Below are 16671 nucleotides of genomic sequence, written 5' to 3' on the forward strand. Positions count from 1 at the left end.
ACTATAGTTTGCTGGGTTCTCCAGGAAAGAAGCGATCACTCAGAATCTCCGCCAAACTGTAAGGGCACTCCGGTGAAAAGGTACTGTCCGACAAATCCGTCTCACCAACGGCCAGGGCAACGGCCTTCAAGTATGCTTTTTGCAGGGCTTCATCTAAGTAAGGCTTCAAGCTGAGGTTCTCTTCAAGTAGTTCAGCAAGATCAAGCCGTTGAACTCGGATGGTCGATAACCAGCTACGACTGCGATTTTGTGGTTGGTAGTGCCACCTCAGTAGATGCCCAATCAGCACACTTAAGCGATTGCGTAGTTTCTGACGTTGCTGCTTCCCTAAACACTCAAGCTCCTCGATTAGATGGGGCAGGTTCAGTCGGTTCCATTGGTGCTGATGCAGTAAAGCCATCTGCTCCTGCGTCCAGGCATAGAAATCTGTCTCATAAAGGTTTGTGGTAAGCCTTATTGATCTCTAGATTTGTTTCTGGAGCTGGCATCAAGACATTCCAAACTCGGATGTTGTCTACTCTAAGCCGAAACTATAGAAGGCGGCACTGCCCGTGTTGACGCAACAGATGGTCACACAGTACCAGCGCTACCATGGCCTCTACCATCGGTACAGCTCTAGGAAGGACACAGGGATCATGCCGTCCTTTTGCTGCCAGAGTCACTTCTTCGCCTTCACGGGTAACAGTACGCTGCTCTTTACGAATGGTGGCTGTTGGCTTGAAAGCAACACGAATGATAATGTTTTCACCGTTCGAGATACCGCCCTGAACGCCACCGGAACGGTTGGTGGTTGTGCGAATATTTCCCTGGTCATCGGTGTAAAACTCGTCGTTGTGTTCGCTGCCAGTCATTAAGGTACCAGCAAAGCCAGAACCAATCTCAAAACCTTTAGTTGCAGGGAGAGACATCACCCCTTTCGCCAGATCTGCCTCCAGTTTGTCAAATACCGGCATTCCCAAACCTTTGGGAACGTTGCGGGCAACGCATTCCACAACCCCCCCCAGAGAGTCACCCTCATCTCGCGCCCGCTCGATCAAATCAATCATTTGAGTGGCGCACTCGCCATCGGGGCAACGAACGATATTGCTTTCCACCTGCTCCAAAGTGACCGTTTCAGAGTTAACTACACCTTCGATATCCTTAATGCGCTTGACGTAACCAATGATTTCAACCCCCGCTACCTGGTGCAAAATTTTTTTAGCGATCGCCCCCGCTGCAACTCGCCCAATCGTTTCCCGGGCAGAAGAACGCCCTCCACCCTGCCAGTTGCGGATGCCGTATTTGGCGTCGTAGGTGGCATCTGCATGGGAGGGACGATATTTGAGGGCCATTTCATCGTAGTCCTGCGATCGCTGGTCCTTGTTGCGCACCAGGATGGAAATAGGAGTGCCCAGCGTTTTGCCTTCAAATACCCCAGAAAGTATCTCGCAGCGGTCTTCTTCTTTTCGAGGAGTGGTAATTTTGCTCTGCCCTGGCCGTCGTCGATCCAGCTCAAACTGGATATCTTCTGGGCTAATTTCTAGTCGGGGGGGGCAACCATCAATGACAACCCCCACACCTCCCCCGTGAGACTCGCCAAAAGTGGTAACGCGAAACAGATGACCGAAGGTATTACCCATAGTGGTTGTGAGTGCGATCGCAGACTTCCATCCTACATCCTAACGGTTGACGAACAGAACTCCGAGCGTCAGAAGCCACAGGTCAGAAGCCAGGAATCAGGAGTTGGAAGGCAGATGAGTGAGAGGGTGGGGGGAGTGATGGAGTAACGGAGTGATGGAGTAGAGGGGTGGATGAGTGGATGAGTAATAAGCAACCTATCTACTCCTCACCCCTCACACCTCTATAACGACTAACAACTATAACAGTCCGAAATCAGTCGTGAAATTGAGAGGCTTTGTGAGAAAAGATTCCGCAGAAATTCTCTCTCACAATCCAGATAGGATTGCTATAACAATTCCCCTATCACCTGGCGTACCGGCCAAATAAAGGATTGCCTCGTCTGTTTGTTGAGTTTACGAGGAATGGGCAAACATTCGCCACTCCCGAGGGCAATCCATTGTCAGGCACTGTCCAGGTTGTTTTGTCTGCGCTGCATTGAATTTCAGCGGTTGAACCTCGGCGCACTCTAAGTAAGTCACCACTATAGAGCGGTTCACCCACCGATACTAGCCAGTAATTGCCTGCCCCACGCTTAAGCTCCACATTGCCACGTGACATCGATAGCCTAACTCCTGCTTAAAAGAAAGACGCCCTCCTAAGAAGAGGACGTCCTTCAAAATTCAGCCGATTACGATATACAGCTTAGCCGTTGATTGCAGGAGCTTGCAGTGCAACGGGAGTTGCCTCACCACTGGCCAGGTCAAGCGGGAAGTTATGAGCATTCCGCTCGTGCATCACTTCCATACCCAGGTTAGCGCGGTTCAGCACATCAGCCCAGGTATTGACAACCCGGCCTTGAGAATCCAGCACGGACTGGTTGAAGTTGAACCCATTCAGGTTAAACGCCATGGTGCTGACACCCAGAGCTGTAAACCAGATGCAGACAACCGGCCAGGCACCCAGGAAGAAGTGCAGAGCACGGCTGTTGTTGAAGGAGGCATATTGGAAAATGAGACGACCAAAGTAGCCGTGAGCAGCCACGATGTTATAGGTTTCTTCTTCCTGACCGAACTTGTAGCCGTAGTTCTGGGACTCAGTCTCAGTGGTCTCACGAACCAGAGAAGAGGTCACCAGAGAACCGTGCATTGCGCAGAACAGAGAGCCGCCAAATACACCGGCAACACCCAGCATGTGGAAGGGGTGCATCAGAATGTTGTGCTCTGCTTGGAACACAAACATGAAGTTAAAGGTGCCGGAAATACCCAGAGGCATACCATCGGAGAAAGAACCTTGTCCGAGGGGGTAGATCAGGAATACAGCGGTTGCAGCAGATACGGGTGCGCTGTAAGCAACACAGATCCAGGGGCGCATACCGAGGCGGTAGCTAAGTTCCCACTGACGACCCATCCAGCAGAAGATACCAATCAGGAAGTGCAGCACAATCAGCTGGTAAGGACCACCGTTGTAAAGCCACTCATCCAGAGAGGCTGCCTCCCAGATGGGATACAGGTGTAGACCGATCGCATTAGAAGAAGGAACGATCGCCCCAGAGATGATGTTGTTGCCATACAACAGAGAGCCAGAAACAGGCTCACGGATACCATCGATGTCCACAGGAGGAGCAGCGATAAAGCCAATAATGAAGCAGATGGTAGCAGTCAGCAGGGTGGGAACCATGATGACACCGAACCAACCTACGTAAACGCGGTTATCAGTGCTGGTAACCCACTCGCAAAACCGATCCCATGCGCTGCCGCTTTCGCGTCTTTGAATGGTTGTAGTCATAGTTTTTGATGAGTGCGTGAAACTACAGGAAAATCCGTAGCCAAAAAATGAATCTGGTAGGTTTCTACCTAAACCTCATATTATTTACATTCATTTTTGTTTTTCCAGCAATTTTTGTTAATTTTGTTCAAGTCAACGTTTACAATAATTTGCATTTAATCCTTTAAAGATAAATTTCTGATTTCTTGAAAATCACTTCCTACAAAACTTTTGAAAAATCCTTAGCAAAAGTTAATTTTGGTAAATTACTTCAGTTTGTAAAGCATGCTTGATTTAGACCTAACCATCTCAGCACCTAAGATCCCTCCTATGAAAGGGATTTAATTCTTTGTCCGGGATGAGCATTCACTTCAACTCCAGCAGGGCTTAAGACATTTATATACATATTCTTTAAAATTTCTTTACCAAAATCCTTCTTAAGGATTGCGGAATTGTTATATTTTTTCATCGTTATGAGTTTGAATCAGAATGATTGTCTAGATAGGGGATTTCCATGAATTTTACTGGGGTGAGTTGTGCAATCGAATCAATCCAACTTCAGTGCGTTAGCAGGAACCTCATCCCAGGATTCTACCGTTCGTAACCGGGCAACCCAGCCATCAGCCCTCTGCTGTTCAGTCAATCGTTCTTGAAACGATTGATGACATTCCTGTGCCATTTCTTCATCACAACAGGCAATACAGGAATAGAGAATCCCTGACGGGTCAATCTGCTCATTCACCCAAATCACCACGATGCTCCTCCCTTAAATTAGTCAGTAGTCTGAAACAAATCTTTAGCCTCAGGCTCTACAGGATGTCATGGTTCCGTTCAAGTTCAGAAGTTGGATTCACAAGAATTTATAGAGCTCCTCATTTTGTCCTGAGCAAGAAGGATTAAAGAAATTGCTTACTGCCCATTGGCTTTCAAGACAATCGCTACGATTCAAAGATTTGTTCGGTCAACCAGTACCCACCCTATTAAATAAAACTTCTGCCATTAAGCACGAAGGGACTCGCCGAGAAATAACATCCCACTTTCATCCACCCATCCACCCCGTTCAACTTGGGATTTTATTTGTACGCTGATCCCTAAGGTAATGTCTGCCCGGTACGCTTTTCGACGTAATCCAAAATGGTTTGGTAGCCCGTTGGGTCATTCTGCTGATTAACGATGATCGTTGTATTGCCATCCAGCAGAGCAAATGAGATTCTCCCAGTGGGCAAATAGCAAAAAGCAGTCACCCGATCCAGGTCAATCACATAAGTATTGCGGTCATACGTAATTTTGATCCAGTAAGCCACAGAACATCCTCATATGTGCCACCCTGGCAATGTTGCCTTCTACCCTATTCCACTGTTATGACACTTCAACCGAAGGAACGTTTGTAGGGTATGCCCCTGAATAACCTGGTCCCATTTCAATGCCTGGTTCCATCGTTCTAACCATCCCTTGATTAGACTCATCCACAGGGAAAGAAAGGAACATTCCTAGCGCAGCCTGGACAAAACCTTTAAACAGGGGATGGGGGCTGCTGGGACGGGATTGAAATTCTGGATGAAACTGGGTGGCGATAAAAAAAGGATGGTTAGGTAACTCAATGATTTCCACTAACCGACCGTCGGGCGAAGAACCACTGATTACATATCCTGTTTCCATAAACAGGTTGCGGTAGGCGTTGTTGAACTCATAGCGGTGGCGATGGCGTTCGTAAATTACCTCTTCCTGGTACAGGCTAAATGCCAGGGTATTGGGTGCTAATCGACAGGGATAGAGCCCTAGACGCATGGTGCCGCCCAGGTCTACCACATCCTGCTGCTCGGGTAACAGATTGATGACAAGGTTTTGAGCCTCTAAATCAAATTCAGCGCTGTTGGCACTCTCTAGTCCTGCAACATGACGGGCCCACTCAATTACTGAACATTGCATCCCCAGGCACAGCCCCAGGAATGGAATTTGGTGGATGCGGGCGTAGTTGATAGCTGCAATTTTGCCATCTACCCCCCGGATACCAAAACCACCGGGAACGACAATCCCATTAACTCCTTCTAAATAAGCCTGGGGACCCTGTTCCTGAATGTCTTCAGAGTTGATCCAACGAATTTTGAGTTCGCTATCGAGGGCGATCGCTGCATGGCGCAGAGCTTCCACCACTGAGAGATAGGCATCGCTAAGGCGGACATACTTGCCCACAATGGCAATTTCCACCTGTTTACTGGGGCAGTAAAGGCGATCAACTAAGGTTGCCCATTGGGTTAAATCAGGAGTGCGCTGCTCCAGACCCAGCAGATCGATGGTCTGGTTGGCTAACCCTTCCCGCTCCAGGATAAGGGGCACTTCATAAATACTGCGAGCATCCTGAGAAGTCACCACACATTCGACTGGGATATCACAGAAGTTGGAGATTTTTTCCTTCAACCCGTCAGGGAGGGGGCGATCGCAGCGACAGACCAGGATATCTGGCTGAATCCCGATTGACCGTAACTCCTTCACCGAGTGCTGCGTTGGTTTAGTCTTCATCTCACCCGCCGATGAAATGAAAGGAATCAACGTCACATGCATGTACAGCACATTCCGTCGCCCACCCACATCTTTGCGAAACTGACGAATGGCTTCCAGAAATGGCAATGACTCAATATCCCCAACCGTACCGCCAATTTCAGTAATAACCACGTCTGGATTCGTATTTTTTGCTACCCGCAAAATGCGTTCTTTAATTTCATTGGTAATGTGGGGAATCACCTGTACGGTGCCACCCTGATAATCTCCCCGACGCTCCTTGTTCAGCACTGCCTGATAGATAGAGCCCGTTGTCACACTGTTGAGCCGCGACATCGACGTATCAGTAAACCGCTCATAGTGTCCTAAATCCAGATCGGTTTCAGCTCCATCTTCAGTGACAAATACTTCCCCATGTTGAAAGGGGCTCATCGTGCCCGGATCGACGTTGATATAAGGGTCTAGCTTCAGAATTGAAACCGAATAATCCCGCGATTTGAGTAACCGTCCCAAACTGGCTGCTACAATGCCCTTGCCAATGCTAGAAACGACACCACCTGTTACAAATACAAATTTCGTCATAGCGCGTGAGGAGCCGGAATTCCTGGAGTAACCAGTTCATTCTGCCACATGCTTTGGATTGGGAGGGAGTGGAGAGTGGATGGGATGATGGGAAAGAATCCTATTACCTCATCACCCTTTGACAACTAACAAAACTCCCCTCACTTTCCTATGAAATATCTCTGTGTCTTCTGTGGTTCCAGTCCGGGAGCAAAACCCGTTTATAAGCTAGCGGCCCAACAACTGGGTAAGGCTTTAGTAGAACGAGGGTTGGGGCTGGTTTATGGCGGCGGTAATGTGGGGTTAATGGGAGCGATCGCAGATGCAGTGATGGCGGCGGGCGGGGAAGCGATCGGGGTGATTCCTGAGTTTCTGGTAGCAAAGGAGATTGCCCACCCAGGGCTATCACAACTACATGTAGTTGATTCGATGCACGCTCGCAAAGCGATGATGGCAGAGTTAGCCGATGGATTTATTGCTCTGCCTGGCGGCTACGGAACCTATGAGGAATTTTGCGAAGTGTTGACCTGGGCGCAGCTTGGAGTACACCAAAAGCCCTGCGGCTTGCTCAATGTCAATGGTTACTACAATGCCTTGCTGGCATTATTTGACCATGCAGTTGAGGAGGAATTTGTTCGCCCCCGTCATCGGGGCCTGATTTTAGAGGATCAGGACCCCTATCAACTTTTGGATAAATTTGCCTTGTTTAAACCCATCACCCTCCACAAATGGGTCAGCCGTGACGAAATCTGACATTCCGCGATCGCCACCCACTTGTTTAACGGACAGTTACTAGCGATTGGCTATTCATTAATACACCCGGTTCTCGCTGGATCGGCAGAACATCGAGAATATCCGTCTGAGAGCAGTACTTCAGGTCTTCGTGACAGTCGAGACTTAAGAGACGTTTGCCATGACTGGCATATCGTAGTAAATCGTGCAGGCGATTTTGCCACTGCTGGTAAAGCGTAATTGCTCCAATCACTTCATCATTGCCTGCCAGATTTTCCAGAGAACAGCCGAGTTCAGTTTGTAAGCGGTGGGCGATCGCACCAGCACAAACCGTATCTTCTAAGGAAAAGTTACCTTCCCAGCCGGATGCCACAATCCACACAGTTTCTGGCTGATGTTTAAGTAAATAATCCACGACGGCTTGACGGTTAATTAGCGCAGCCGCCAACACCATTGGAGCTGCTTGAACACATTGCAGGGCACGGGTTCCATTGGTCGTACTGATGAACAGCCGACGACCTTTTACACGCTCAGGAGTACAGTCTAAGGGAGAATTGCCAAAGTCAAATCCTTTCACCTTAGCACCACCCCGCTCCCCTGCCCGAATACGCTTATCTGGCGACCAGCTTTCGCTGACTTTCAATAATTGATCGAGATCACTAAAGACTTGAACCGCTTCAGCCCCTGCCGAAAGGGCCGTGACAATTGTGCTGGTAGCACGAAGCACATCAACGGCGATCGCACAATTGGCTACAGTTGTTTCTGGAGTAAGTTCAGGCGTGTGAAAAACAGACAATTTCATAGGCTGGAAGGGTGCAAGTGTCGATTCTGAACAGCAGTAGCGCAGTAACGCAACAAAGCCTACAAACGCTTGGCATTACTGATAATACTTGAGAGCCTTAGCTAAAATGCTTCCTTTATGCAGGTGGAATCAAGCCGAAATGGATTAATTCCTGCCCATTACCTGACGGTATTGGCAGATAACGAGTTGCAATCAAGATTTGCTTTCCCTTCCTATTCCTTCCTAAAATACTTCAATTCGGAGTCTATTAACAGATAAAGTCCCTGTTCGCCCGGAGGAAACATGACCCACCGTCCCATCATCCTTGGTATCGTTGGCGACAGTGCTGCTGGCAAAACCACCCTCACCAAAGGGATTGCTCAATTCCTGGGACCAGAAAATGTCACTGTCATCTGCACCGACGACTACCACCGCCACGATCGCAAACAGCGTGCCGAGCTGGGGATCACCGCTCTCCATCCAGACTGTAACTATCTGGACATCATGCAACAGCACCTATCATTGCTCCGAACCGGGCAACCCATCCTGAAACCGATTTACAGCCATACCAATGGGACTTTGGAAGCCCCAGAGTACATCAAACCGAGCCAATTTGTAATCGTTGAAGGGCTATTAGGGTATTCCACCCGCGCTGCCCGCGATTGCTATGACGTAAAGGTATACCTGGCTCCACCCGAATCTTTAAGAGCCAAATGGAAGATCAAACGCGATACCCAGAAGCGAGGCTACACCGAGGAACAGGTAATGGCAGAACTTAAAAAACGCGAACCAGACTCGGAGAATTACATTCGTCCCCAGCGCCAGTGGGCCGATCTGGTTGTCACCTTCTACCCTCCCAGTGAGCAGGCAGACCTCAACAGTCACCTAAACGTTCGCCTCATTCTTCGACCCAATATTCCTCATCCTGATTTAACTCAGGTTGTCAGCTCTGACTCTCAATATTCCAATGCGGCCATTCGCCTGGGGCTAGATCGAGACATGGGTAAGCCAGTCGATGTCCTTGAAATTGATGGCCATGCAACAAGTGAACAGGTTGCTGAACTGGAGCATTTCATCTGCGGCGACATTCCTCATTTGTTAAATGTTTGCAACCGGGAAATGAATCCAGAATTGGGCAAAGTCGTCGGTACCACCGGGGGAAACTCTACAGAGCTATCCCCTGGCCCTGACTCAGCTTCTAATTGCATTCCACATGCTGAAAGCTCTACAAGGACACTATTAGCACAAAACGGAGAGGGGGGGATTCGAACCCCCGGTCCCTTTCAGGACGCTCGATTTCAAGTCGAGTGCATTCGACCACTCTGCCACCTCTCCATCAAGGTCTATCTTATACCAGTTATATAGCAGGGGACAGGGGTGAGGGATCATTAGTTGTTTGTGGTTGGTTGTTAGTCGTTAGAAAGGGGTGGAGGGGTAGAGGGGGGACAGGGGAATGGGGTGACAGGCAATTGCTCTTTACATCCATCACTCTGTTACTCTCCTACTCCATCACACCCCTATCCTTCCACTCATCCACACTTTGCAAGTCAGGAAGAAATTTTGAGCCGGTCAGAAGTATCCATACGGGGGGTACAACTGTCATCAGACTAACAATTCCAAAAAAGAACAGGTTGCCCACCAGGTACAGATAATAAATGGTAGGACGTACTGGACAAGCAAAAGATTAAGCTGGCAAAGATAAATAGCAAAGATTGACGATGAAAGGGTGTGGTAATCAGTAGAGCCACAAGGGGTAACAGAATTGAAGCATACCAGGGCTGATACCAGGGTGTTGCAAACAGAAAAAGAATTAAGGTTGCCCATCCCATATCTAAAATTAGATGATTCTCAGTATAACTTTTTTTGAAATAGGCTCTCAATAGCAGCCAGATGTAAAAAATAATGTAGCCAAGGTAGGTAAGACCCTTAAAAGGAATGACCAGGCGATAACTTTTCTCACCTGATATTGCTTTTGGCAGAAAACTCTGAAGGTAATGTAGTACTACTTCTAGTATGTTATGAAATGACCCAGCAGTTTGCCATATAACCCCCGAATTTAAGAGACTAATCCAGGCTTTGTAGTCAGGAAGGATGCTGAAAGATAGGGTTGCGATCAAAATGAGAGAAAAGCAGGCAGATAGTAGTAATATCTTCCAGCGTCTCCTACGGATAATTAAAAGAAGGACCAATGGTAACCAAATGATTGGCAGTGTTTTGCACAGAAAACCAATCCAGCTGAAAACAACACTCAAAATGTATCGCTGCTGTCTAAGACAGGCAATTAGAATGATTAAAATTGTTGATAGGAAAACATCAACATGCGCCTGGGCAACGTGTTCAAATAGTAGAATCGGAGTAAGTAAGTAGCCTCCGGCGATCGCAGCTTGGTAGCGGCTTCCTTTCAATTGAATCCCAATAAAATAAGAATTTCCTATATGAAATAATAAACATAAAAGTTTAAAGACATATACACCCAGCACAATACTTACAGGTGTAAACCAGGCGGCAATGGCGAAAAGTACTTGTGAAACAGGACCATAGGTAGAAGTTTGATACCAGGCTAAAAACGGAGAAATAATTGAATCAAACTTTCCTGCAGGGACAAGGTATGGATTAAGACCATTCAGAGTCATTAATCCTGAGTGGAGATAGGTATAGATATCCGCCGTCGTTGGATATGCAATGAAAGCGATCAGAAGAAACGGAGTACTAAACTTTAGAACACTGTAGAAAGAGGGAGATTTGTCTGTTTCTTGAGTTTTTTTCAACTTGAGTACGAGCCAGATGACATAAATGATATTCAGGCATAAGTACTCTATGCCCATGCGAATATATTGAAAATAGTCTGGAACATAATCAGGTTTTCCTCGCCAGGATTGCGATTCAACACATAGCATAGAAGAGATAGCAAGCCCAACGATAAAAAGCTGTTTGACCTGCTGTGGAAGGCGATTATTGGTCATGATTTTGCGGTCTCCAAGAGCATCAACACGGGAGACAAGAAGTTTCTAGATCCTATTTGGAACTGAAGCACGAATTAGTAAATTCACTTAACTTCAGTCACGCGCCAGCTGAGCTTCAAATTGATCCAGAAATTCCATAGAGTGACTGCGGCGATCGCCAGAAAATTCGCCAGATACGCATTGAGATGCAGCCCATTAAATAAAAGGTTCAGCAACAGCACCTTCAAAATTAGACCCATCAAACAGATGATGTTGAATTTCATCAGTCGCTTGATTCGCCTGCGCCATCCCCGTTGTTTTGCAGCGAGATCCTTAAATGTCCAGCGGTCGTTCCAGATGAAGTTGTTGATAATGGCAAGTTCTGCTGCCAGAATGGCACTCCGGGTCAGCCCCAGCCCCAGCCGATCATAAAGCAGGTACAATATGCCCATGTCTACCACTAAACCACTGGCACCAACCACCCCAAACCGGAGGAAGCGCCCAATGGGAAAACGGAGCCGTTGACGCAGCCGCCCAATCCGACCAGAAGAGAGCCGCAACCGCAATAGATGATGCAGGTAATCAGTGTAGTGCTTCCAGGTGACTTTGCTTTCCCCTGCTTCCCGTTCCTGAAAAACATAGCCAACCTCAGCAATCTGGTCAATGTTGCCCCGCCCCAGCACTTCAATCAAAATCTTGTAGCCCAGGGGATTCAGCAGGCACCCGGCGATCGCGCTACGCCGCACCATGAAATAGCCACTCATGGGGTCCGAAACCCGGCTCACCACTCTGGGCAACATAATCAGCCCCAGCAACTGGGCACCACGGGACAGAAAGCGCCGCACTGCACTCCAATCACTGACCCCGCCTCCTTCAACGTGTCGGCTGGCAACTGCCAGGTCGGCTCCCCGCTCAATTTCCTCCAACAGTTTGAGGAGAATCTCAGGTGGATGTTGCAAGTCTCCATCAATAACACCCAGAATTTCACCTCTAGCTGCCTGCCAACCCCGAATTACAGCCGTAGAAAGTCCCCGTTCGTGCTGGCGGCGCATCACCCGCAGTCTGGGATGCTGAGATGTCAGATTCTGTGCCAGTTCCCAGGTTTTGTCCGGGCTGTCATCATCTACAACGATTAACTCATAGTCCCCAGGAATTGTCTGATCCAGGAGATGACTTAAGAGGCTGACAATTTTTTCAATGTTGCCGCCCTCGTTATAGGTTGGGACGATAAGGGAAAGTCGCACCGGGGCAACCAGACTGGAACCTTCGCTGGTTAAACCTGCGACTCCTTGAGGAAGTCTGGAAACCTGAAGTGGCCCCGATGGAACAGGTAGGATGCTTGCGTGTTGCGTTATGTGCATGGAATGACTCTTAAGGGACACGGATTTAGTCTCTCCTGGGAATTTGGTAATAGGCAAAGCTTGTTACCAAAACAAAATCAATATTCCAGGGGCTTTGTAAAGAGTAATATTAAGCTACTCTTTCACCAGCAAGCCGGAAGAACTCTATTAACTAAGTAAGCAAAGATGCGGTTGTCCTGAAATGGACAATGAGTTTCTTTGATTGAAATTAGTTATATTCCTACTTGTTATAAAGATAGGGTTAGTAAATTTTGTCCAAGTTAAAAATCATTGGATTGTCATGATGACTCCTTACTATTCACTAGGTCCAGATATATGTGCTCCAAACGAACAGATTGGCGCGAGATAGAATCAATCGGAATGCCGTCGAAGTAAGCAAGAATTTGTTTTAGATTGAGGGACTGGGGCAGCCAGAAGGCGAGATCGTTGCCATAGTGACGATGGGTGAAGCCAAGTTCTTGGGCGCGGGCGATCGCTCTGTCCTCCTCTGAAGTTTGGACCAAAATAATTTCTTGAGCAGGGATGAGTCGGCGAAGCTCTGCCAGGGTGCCTTCTGCCAGGAGGCGTCCCTGCTTGAGGATACCGATACGATCGCACAAACGCTCTGCTTCTTCTAACAGGTGAGTGGTTAGTAGAACCGTAATGCCCTGCTGTTGCTGTTGTTTGATTAAATCCCACAGTTCGTAGCGGGCTTCGAGGTCAAGGCCAGTAGTGGGTTCGTCCAGAATGAGAAGCTTAGGTTGATGGATGAGGGCGATCGCTAAATTCAACCGTCGTTGCATTCCGCCACTCAATGCCTCCGCCGGACGTTTTGCTACAGCAGTCAACCCCACCGCTTCCAAGCAAAACTCTACTCGCTGCCGCTTTCGAAGACTGTTCAACCCATAGAGGCTGGCAAAGAAGTTGAGGTTTTCTGCACAGGTGAGTGTCCGGTATAGCAGGTTTTCCTGGGGAGCAACGCCAATGATGCGTTTGGTCTGCTCAGAGATAGGCTGACCATTAATTTCAACCATTCCGCTATCGGCCCGCAATAGGTTGCAGAGAATGTTGATAGTAGTTGTTTTGCCAGAACCGTTGGGTCCAAGCAAGCCATAGATTTCACCAGGAGCGATCGCCAAACTCAGTTCTTGCAGAACTGGTTGATTGCCGTAGGTCTTTCTGAGCCGCTCAATCTTTAACACAACCAGGCTCCACTCAAGAATAATGAACAGTTATAGCGATAGTCATTGTGGTTAGGACGGGGTGCAGGGGTTCCACCCCTGGCTGGGGGCAAAGCCCCCACTCCCTCTTTAATTCCAATGTCCTGAAGCACCTGCGTAGAGCTATATAACTAGCCAGGTGCAATTAAGGATGATTTTAAGGGTGGAAAGGGTGCCCCTTTACCTGGAGGTGCGGCCCCCACTTTCCCCCTTAAATTAGTTATGGTTACCTACTTATAAATCGACCTTATAAGTTAACAATGACTTATCATTCCTCATCTTTGAGCCAGCTTTGGAGCCCGACCCAGAAGCCCCGTCATTAAACGCAGGGCCGTGGCTCTGACCGGGTGAACTGCCTGCATTGCCAGCAGCCCCAAACGGCGCAGAATGACCAGCGGCACCAGTTGATTCGAAAACAGGCGGTTGAGGAGATCGGTAAAGCCTAGAATCGTCAAATTCTCCAGTTTGCGCCAGCGCTCATACTGTTTCAGTACGGCTAGGTTACCGATATCCTTCCCTTGCTGGTGAGCTGTTTGCAGAATTTCTGCCAGGGCAGCGGCATCTCGAATCCCCAGATTCACCCCTTGTCCACCCACAGGATGGCAACAGTGGGCAGCATCGCCAATCAAAGCCAGACGGGGTTGAACGTAACGAGTACTGTGCATCAACTGAACCGGAAACAGGAAGCGATCGCCCACCAGCGATAGCTCACCCATCTGATCTCCATATCGCTGCTTCAGCTTGGCCAGAAACTGATTATCATCCAAGGCCAGGATGGCTTCTGCTTTAGACTGGGGAGCTGTCCAAACGATGCGGCAGAGATTGTCAGGTAGGGGCAGAATGGCAAACGGACCATCGGGTTGAAATCGCTCATAGGCGATGTTCTGGTGAGACCTTTCGGGTCGGATGAAGGCAACCACACAGGACTGCCAGTACTGCCAACCCTGGGTACGAATGCCCGCCTGTTGTCGAATGAGAGATCGCACCCCATCCGCTGCCACCAATAAGCGAGAACGAATTTGCCGACTTTCCCCGGCCTGGGTTAGCCATAGCTCCACCACATCCGCCTGGTACTCAATCCCTGTTAGCTCCGCCGGACAGAGATAGGTCACATTAGGGCATCGGTGCAGAAACCCCTGTAACGCCTCCAGTAACACCCGGTGTTCCGCCACATAACCCAGCACCTCCCGATTCAAGTCATGCCGCAGAAATTTCACCACTCTAGGATAAGTTCCATCAGAGAGATGAATTTGCTCAATCGGGTTCACTTCAGGGCACATCTTCGCCCAAACACCGATGTCCTGAAAGATCTGACTTGACAGCAAGTTGATGTGATACGCTTGACCTCTAGCAACGGCTACCGATTCTGGCCTCGCTTCCACCAGCGCCACCTGCAAACCGGAGTCCTTGAGCGCACAGGCAAGGGTTATTCCGACCAATCCCCCACCCACAATCACCAAATCGTAGTCAACCTGTTTCTGCTGACCAGAAACCGATTGTTCAAAGTTGGTTGGAATCTGAGAAATCGAAGGAACGACAAGCTGCTCCAGCGTCATCTTAAAGAGAATTCGTTAAAGTTCGTTACATCCATTGTTGCGCGATCGCTGAAGGGTATCAAGGGCTTCCTTCTCCAACCAGCGCTCGATTACAGATACGATGTACCGCTTCTCTTCCTCATTCAGAGGATTTCCTTTGGGGATGCCATGCCACTTCTCCAGGCAACTTCGGCAGCAGGTGCCTGTGGCATGTTGAGCCACAAAGACGGGATGGTTGCGGTAGGGAGTTTGCTTACCATCATTAGCTGGTAAGGCAGGTGCGAGGCGCTTTTCAACAAAATCGGTAGCGTGTTGAATAATGATATCCATCCCCTTGCGGTGAAGATAGCTGCGCTCTGGTTCCCGTAGGTGGAAACTGCTCCGAAATGAGGATTCAGCAAGTTTGGCGAACAGTTCTTCCAGGTCGCGCATGGTTAGAGCCCCGGATTTTCTGATGATTCTTGAACTGCTTCTTTTCTGGCAGTATAGCGGTAGTCATTATGGTTAGGACGGGGTGCAGGGGTGGAACCCCCGGCTGGGGGCAAAGCCCCCACTCCCTCTCTAATTCCAATGTTCTAACGCACCCGCGTAGAGCTATAAAGGGTACGCTTGGCCTTACTCCAGGGTCAACATTGAAATCCAGGGTACCGCTTAATTTTGCCAGGTCAGTTTTACCGGATTGGGGAGCTTCATCAAAGCGTCCTTGAATGTTGATGGGTTCCGGGCACGGGTTAACAGTTCCCTGAAGAGTAAGTTGCTGGTTATTCCAGCGGCCAGTCAGTAGGGGACGTCCCTCTACTTTTCCCGGCGAAGTATCACCGCTCAGGAGAGTCCCAGTCAGAAAAATGTCGGATTGTTGCACAATCAGGAGCAAGGAGTCGGATTTAAGGCACTCCGGCGGATTCTGCATCGAAACTTGATAGCGACCATCGATTCGGCGAGGGGCTTGCAGATTGGCTTCACCGTAAGCAGATGTCAAGTAAAAAAGGGTCGTAACTGAGGCGATCGCTAACCCATAGAATGCCAGTGATTTCGAGCTACAATGGCCGCTCATGCATTGACCTCCGGTTTTTGTGGCTCTGCGGCAACTTCCAGTTCACTGGCTTTGAGAACCGATGCCAGGTGGCTACTCATCTGGCTGTAACGGCGGGTAATCAGCAGCGATGACTGGCAGCGAACAGCCAACTCATCAGTGTAATAATCCAGAGTTTGACGTTCTAATCCCCATTCGCGGCTGGCTCCTGCAATGGTCAGGTCTACCCTGCCAGACACTTCCACATCTGCCTCTATTGGATTTTCTGCTGTGACCTGGGGAATATGAATGCGTTTTCGTATCGGCGCAGGAAGCCGATTCAGCAATGTCCGGAGTTTGTAGATCAATTCGTTTGTCTGGTCTTCCTGGTTAACGCAGAGGATGGTAGAAGAGGGAGCAGTCTTGACTATTGACCAGCAACCTCAGGGCAATCTTCAGTCCCAGGTCATTGTAGGTATTGGGAATATAGGGAACCAGAATCCTTTCCAGCTTGCCGTGTTGGCAATCAATTCCTGCTTGTCAACCCCGCACAATCGAGCAGTGACATAGGTTCCACAAATTTGCCTGCGATCGCCATCAGCACTAACAGCCCACAAAGCAAATAGAGGATGAGGCTGTCGAGTAATTCAATCTGAGTCTGCAGTCCGCTGTAGGCAAAAAATAGG

At 48.8% G+C, this 16671-nt stretch carries 15 protein-coding genes, 1 tRNA gene and 1 pseudogene; 2 read left to right on the forward strand and 15 right to left on the reverse strand.

The window, feature by feature from the left end; translation table 11 throughout:
* Position 1: 1 nt before the first annotated feature.
* The 6 genes from P4D80_RS11225 to P4D80_RS11250 form a co-directional block, all read right to left on the reverse strand.
* Entirely contained in the window at positions 2-457 is a 456-nt protein-coding gene (locus P4D80_RS11225; protein ID WP_421659521.1) for a DUF29 domain-containing protein, read from the reverse strand.
* 73 nt (positions 458-530) lie between these two features.
* Positions 531-1619, reverse strand: coding sequence for a chorismate synthase (gene aroC / locus P4D80_RS11230; protein WP_421659235.1), 1089 nt, complete (start codon positions 1617-1619; stop codon positions 531-533).
* A gap of 682 nt (positions 1620-2301) precedes the next feature.
* Positions 2302-3384: a photosystem II q(b) protein gene (psbA, locus tag P4D80_RS11235; protein WP_421659236.1), complete on the reverse strand. Its 1083-nt coding sequence runs from the start codon at positions 3382-3384 to the stop codon at positions 2302-2304.
* 526 nt (positions 3385-3910) lie between these two features.
* The gene (locus P4D80_RS11240; protein ID WP_421659237.1) at positions 3911-4117 is read right to left on the reverse strand and encodes a glycogen debranching protein; all 207 of its coding nucleotides are present in this window, start codon (positions 4115-4117) and stop codon (positions 3911-3913) included.
* A 337-nt stretch (positions 4118-4454) separates the two neighbouring features.
* A complete protein-coding gene (locus tag P4D80_RS11245) occupies positions 4455-4667 on the reverse strand; it encodes a hypothetical protein (RefSeq protein WP_421659238.1) in 213 nt (70 codons plus the stop codon).
* A 55-nt stretch (positions 4668-4722) separates the two neighbouring features.
* Entirely contained in the window at positions 4723-6444 is a 1722-nt protein-coding gene (locus P4D80_RS11250; protein ID WP_421659239.1) for a CTP synthase, read from the reverse strand.
* A gap of 150 nt (positions 6445-6594) precedes the next feature.
* Here P4D80_RS11250 and P4D80_RS11255 point away from each other — a divergent pair, with 150 nt between their 5' ends.
* Positions 6595-7176: a TIGR00730 family Rossman fold protein gene (locus P4D80_RS11255; protein ID WP_421659240.1), complete on the forward strand. Its 582-nt coding sequence runs from the start codon at positions 6595-6597 to the stop codon at positions 7174-7176.
* A 25-nt stretch (positions 7177-7201) separates the two neighbouring features.
* On the opposite strand, the gene P4D80_RS11260 is transcribed toward P4D80_RS11255, so the two are convergent.
* A complete protein-coding gene (locus tag P4D80_RS11260) occupies positions 7202-7957 on the reverse strand; it encodes a 2-phosphosulfolactate phosphatase family protein (protein WP_421659241.1) in 756 nt (251 codons plus the stop codon).
* A 282-nt stretch (positions 7958-8239) separates the two neighbouring features.
* Here P4D80_RS11260 and P4D80_RS11265 point away from each other — a divergent pair.
* Positions 8240-9040, forward strand: a pseudogene (locus tag P4D80_RS11265) (phosphoribulokinase); the annotation flags it as partial.
* Between the two features lie 146 nt (positions 9041-9186).
* Here P4D80_RS11265 and P4D80_RS11270 read toward each other — a convergent pair.
* The 8 genes from P4D80_RS11270 to P4D80_RS11305 form a co-directional block, all read right to left on the reverse strand.
* Positions 9187-9271 (reverse strand) — tRNA-Ser (locus P4D80_RS11270).
* A gap of 272 nt (positions 9272-9543) precedes the next feature.
* The gene (locus tag P4D80_RS11275; protein ID WP_421659242.1) at positions 9544-10899 is read right to left on the reverse strand and encodes a hypothetical protein; all 1356 of its coding nucleotides are present in this window, start codon (positions 10897-10899) and stop codon (positions 9544-9546) included.
* A gap of 83 nt (positions 10900-10982) precedes the next feature.
* Complete coding sequence (locus tag P4D80_RS11280) at positions 10983-12239, reverse strand: glycosyltransferase (protein ID WP_421659243.1); 1257 nt, start codon at positions 12237-12239, stop codon at positions 10983-10985.
* A gap of 278 nt (positions 12240-12517) precedes the next feature.
* Positions 12518-13420, reverse strand: coding sequence for an ABC transporter ATP-binding protein (locus tag P4D80_RS11285; RefSeq protein ID WP_421659244.1), 903 nt, complete (start codon positions 13418-13420; stop codon positions 12518-12520).
* Between the two features lie 293 nt (positions 13421-13713).
* Entirely contained in the window at positions 13714-14994 is a 1281-nt protein-coding gene (locus P4D80_RS11290; RefSeq protein WP_421659245.1) for an FAD-dependent hydroxylase, read from the reverse strand.
* A 15-nt stretch (positions 14995-15009) separates the two neighbouring features.
* Positions 15010-15405, reverse strand: coding sequence for a DUF4186 domain-containing protein (locus P4D80_RS11295; protein WP_421659246.1), 396 nt, complete (start codon positions 15403-15405; stop codon positions 15010-15012).
* Entirely contained in the window at positions 15368-16027 is a 660-nt protein-coding gene (locus P4D80_RS11300) for a hypothetical protein (RefSeq protein ID WP_421659247.1), read from the reverse strand. The genes P4D80_RS11295 and P4D80_RS11300 overlap by 38 nt, the downstream gene beginning before the upstream one ends.
* Positions 16024-16353, reverse strand: coding sequence for a hypothetical protein (locus tag P4D80_RS11305; protein ID WP_421659248.1), 330 nt, complete (start codon positions 16351-16353; stop codon positions 16024-16026). The genes P4D80_RS11300 and P4D80_RS11305 overlap by 4 nt, the downstream gene beginning before the upstream one ends.
* Positions 16354-16671 lie beyond the last annotated feature (318 nt).

Origin of the sequence: Leptothermofonsia sp. ETS-13 (genome assembly GCF_049200465.1) — a bacterium.
GTDB lineage: Bacteria > Cyanobacteriota > Cyanobacteriia > Leptolyngbyales > Leptolyngbyaceae > Leptothermofonsia.

What these genes read in the sequence shown, in the direction of transcription:
- P4D80_RS11290 (WP_421659245.1), bottom strand. Translation starts at nt 14,994, where the DNA reads ATGACGCTGGAGCAGCTTGTCGTTCCTTCGATTTCTCAGATTCCAACC.
- P4D80_RS11250 (WP_421659239.1), bottom strand. Translation starts at nt 6,444, where the DNA reads ATGACGAAATTTGTATTTGTAACAGGTGGTGTCGTTTCTAGCATTGGC.
- P4D80_RS11280 (WP_421659243.1), bottom strand. Translation starts at nt 12,239, where the DNA reads ATGCACATAACGCAACACGCAAGCATCCTACCTGTTCCATCGGGGCCA.
- P4D80_RS11255 (WP_421659240.1), top strand. Translation starts at nt 6,595, where the DNA reads ATGAAATATCTCTGTGTCTTCTGTGGTTCCAGTCCGGGAGCAAAACCC.
- aroC (WP_421659235.1), bottom strand. Translation starts at nt 1,619, where the DNA reads ATGGGTAATACCTTCGGTCATCTGTTTCGCGTTACCACTTTTGGCGAG.
- P4D80_RS11260 (WP_421659241.1), bottom strand. Translation starts at nt 7,957, where the DNA reads ATGAAATTGTCTGTTTTTCACACGCCTGAACTTACTCCAGAAACAACT.
- P4D80_RS11275 (WP_421659242.1), bottom strand. Translation starts at nt 10,899, where the DNA reads ATGACCAATAATCGCCTTCCACAGCAGGTCAAACAGCTTTTTATCGTT.
- psbA (WP_421659236.1), bottom strand. Translation starts at nt 3,384, where the DNA reads ATGACTACAACCATTCAAAGACGCGAAAGCGGCAGCGCATGGGATCGG.
- P4D80_RS11295 (WP_421659246.1), bottom strand. Translation starts at nt 15,405, where the DNA reads ATGCGCGACCTGGAAGAACTGTTCGCCAAACTTGCTGAATCCTCATTT.
- P4D80_RS11300 (WP_421659247.1), bottom strand. Translation starts at nt 16,027, where the DNA reads ATGAGCGGCCATTGTAGCTCGAAATCACTGGCATTCTATGGGTTAGCG.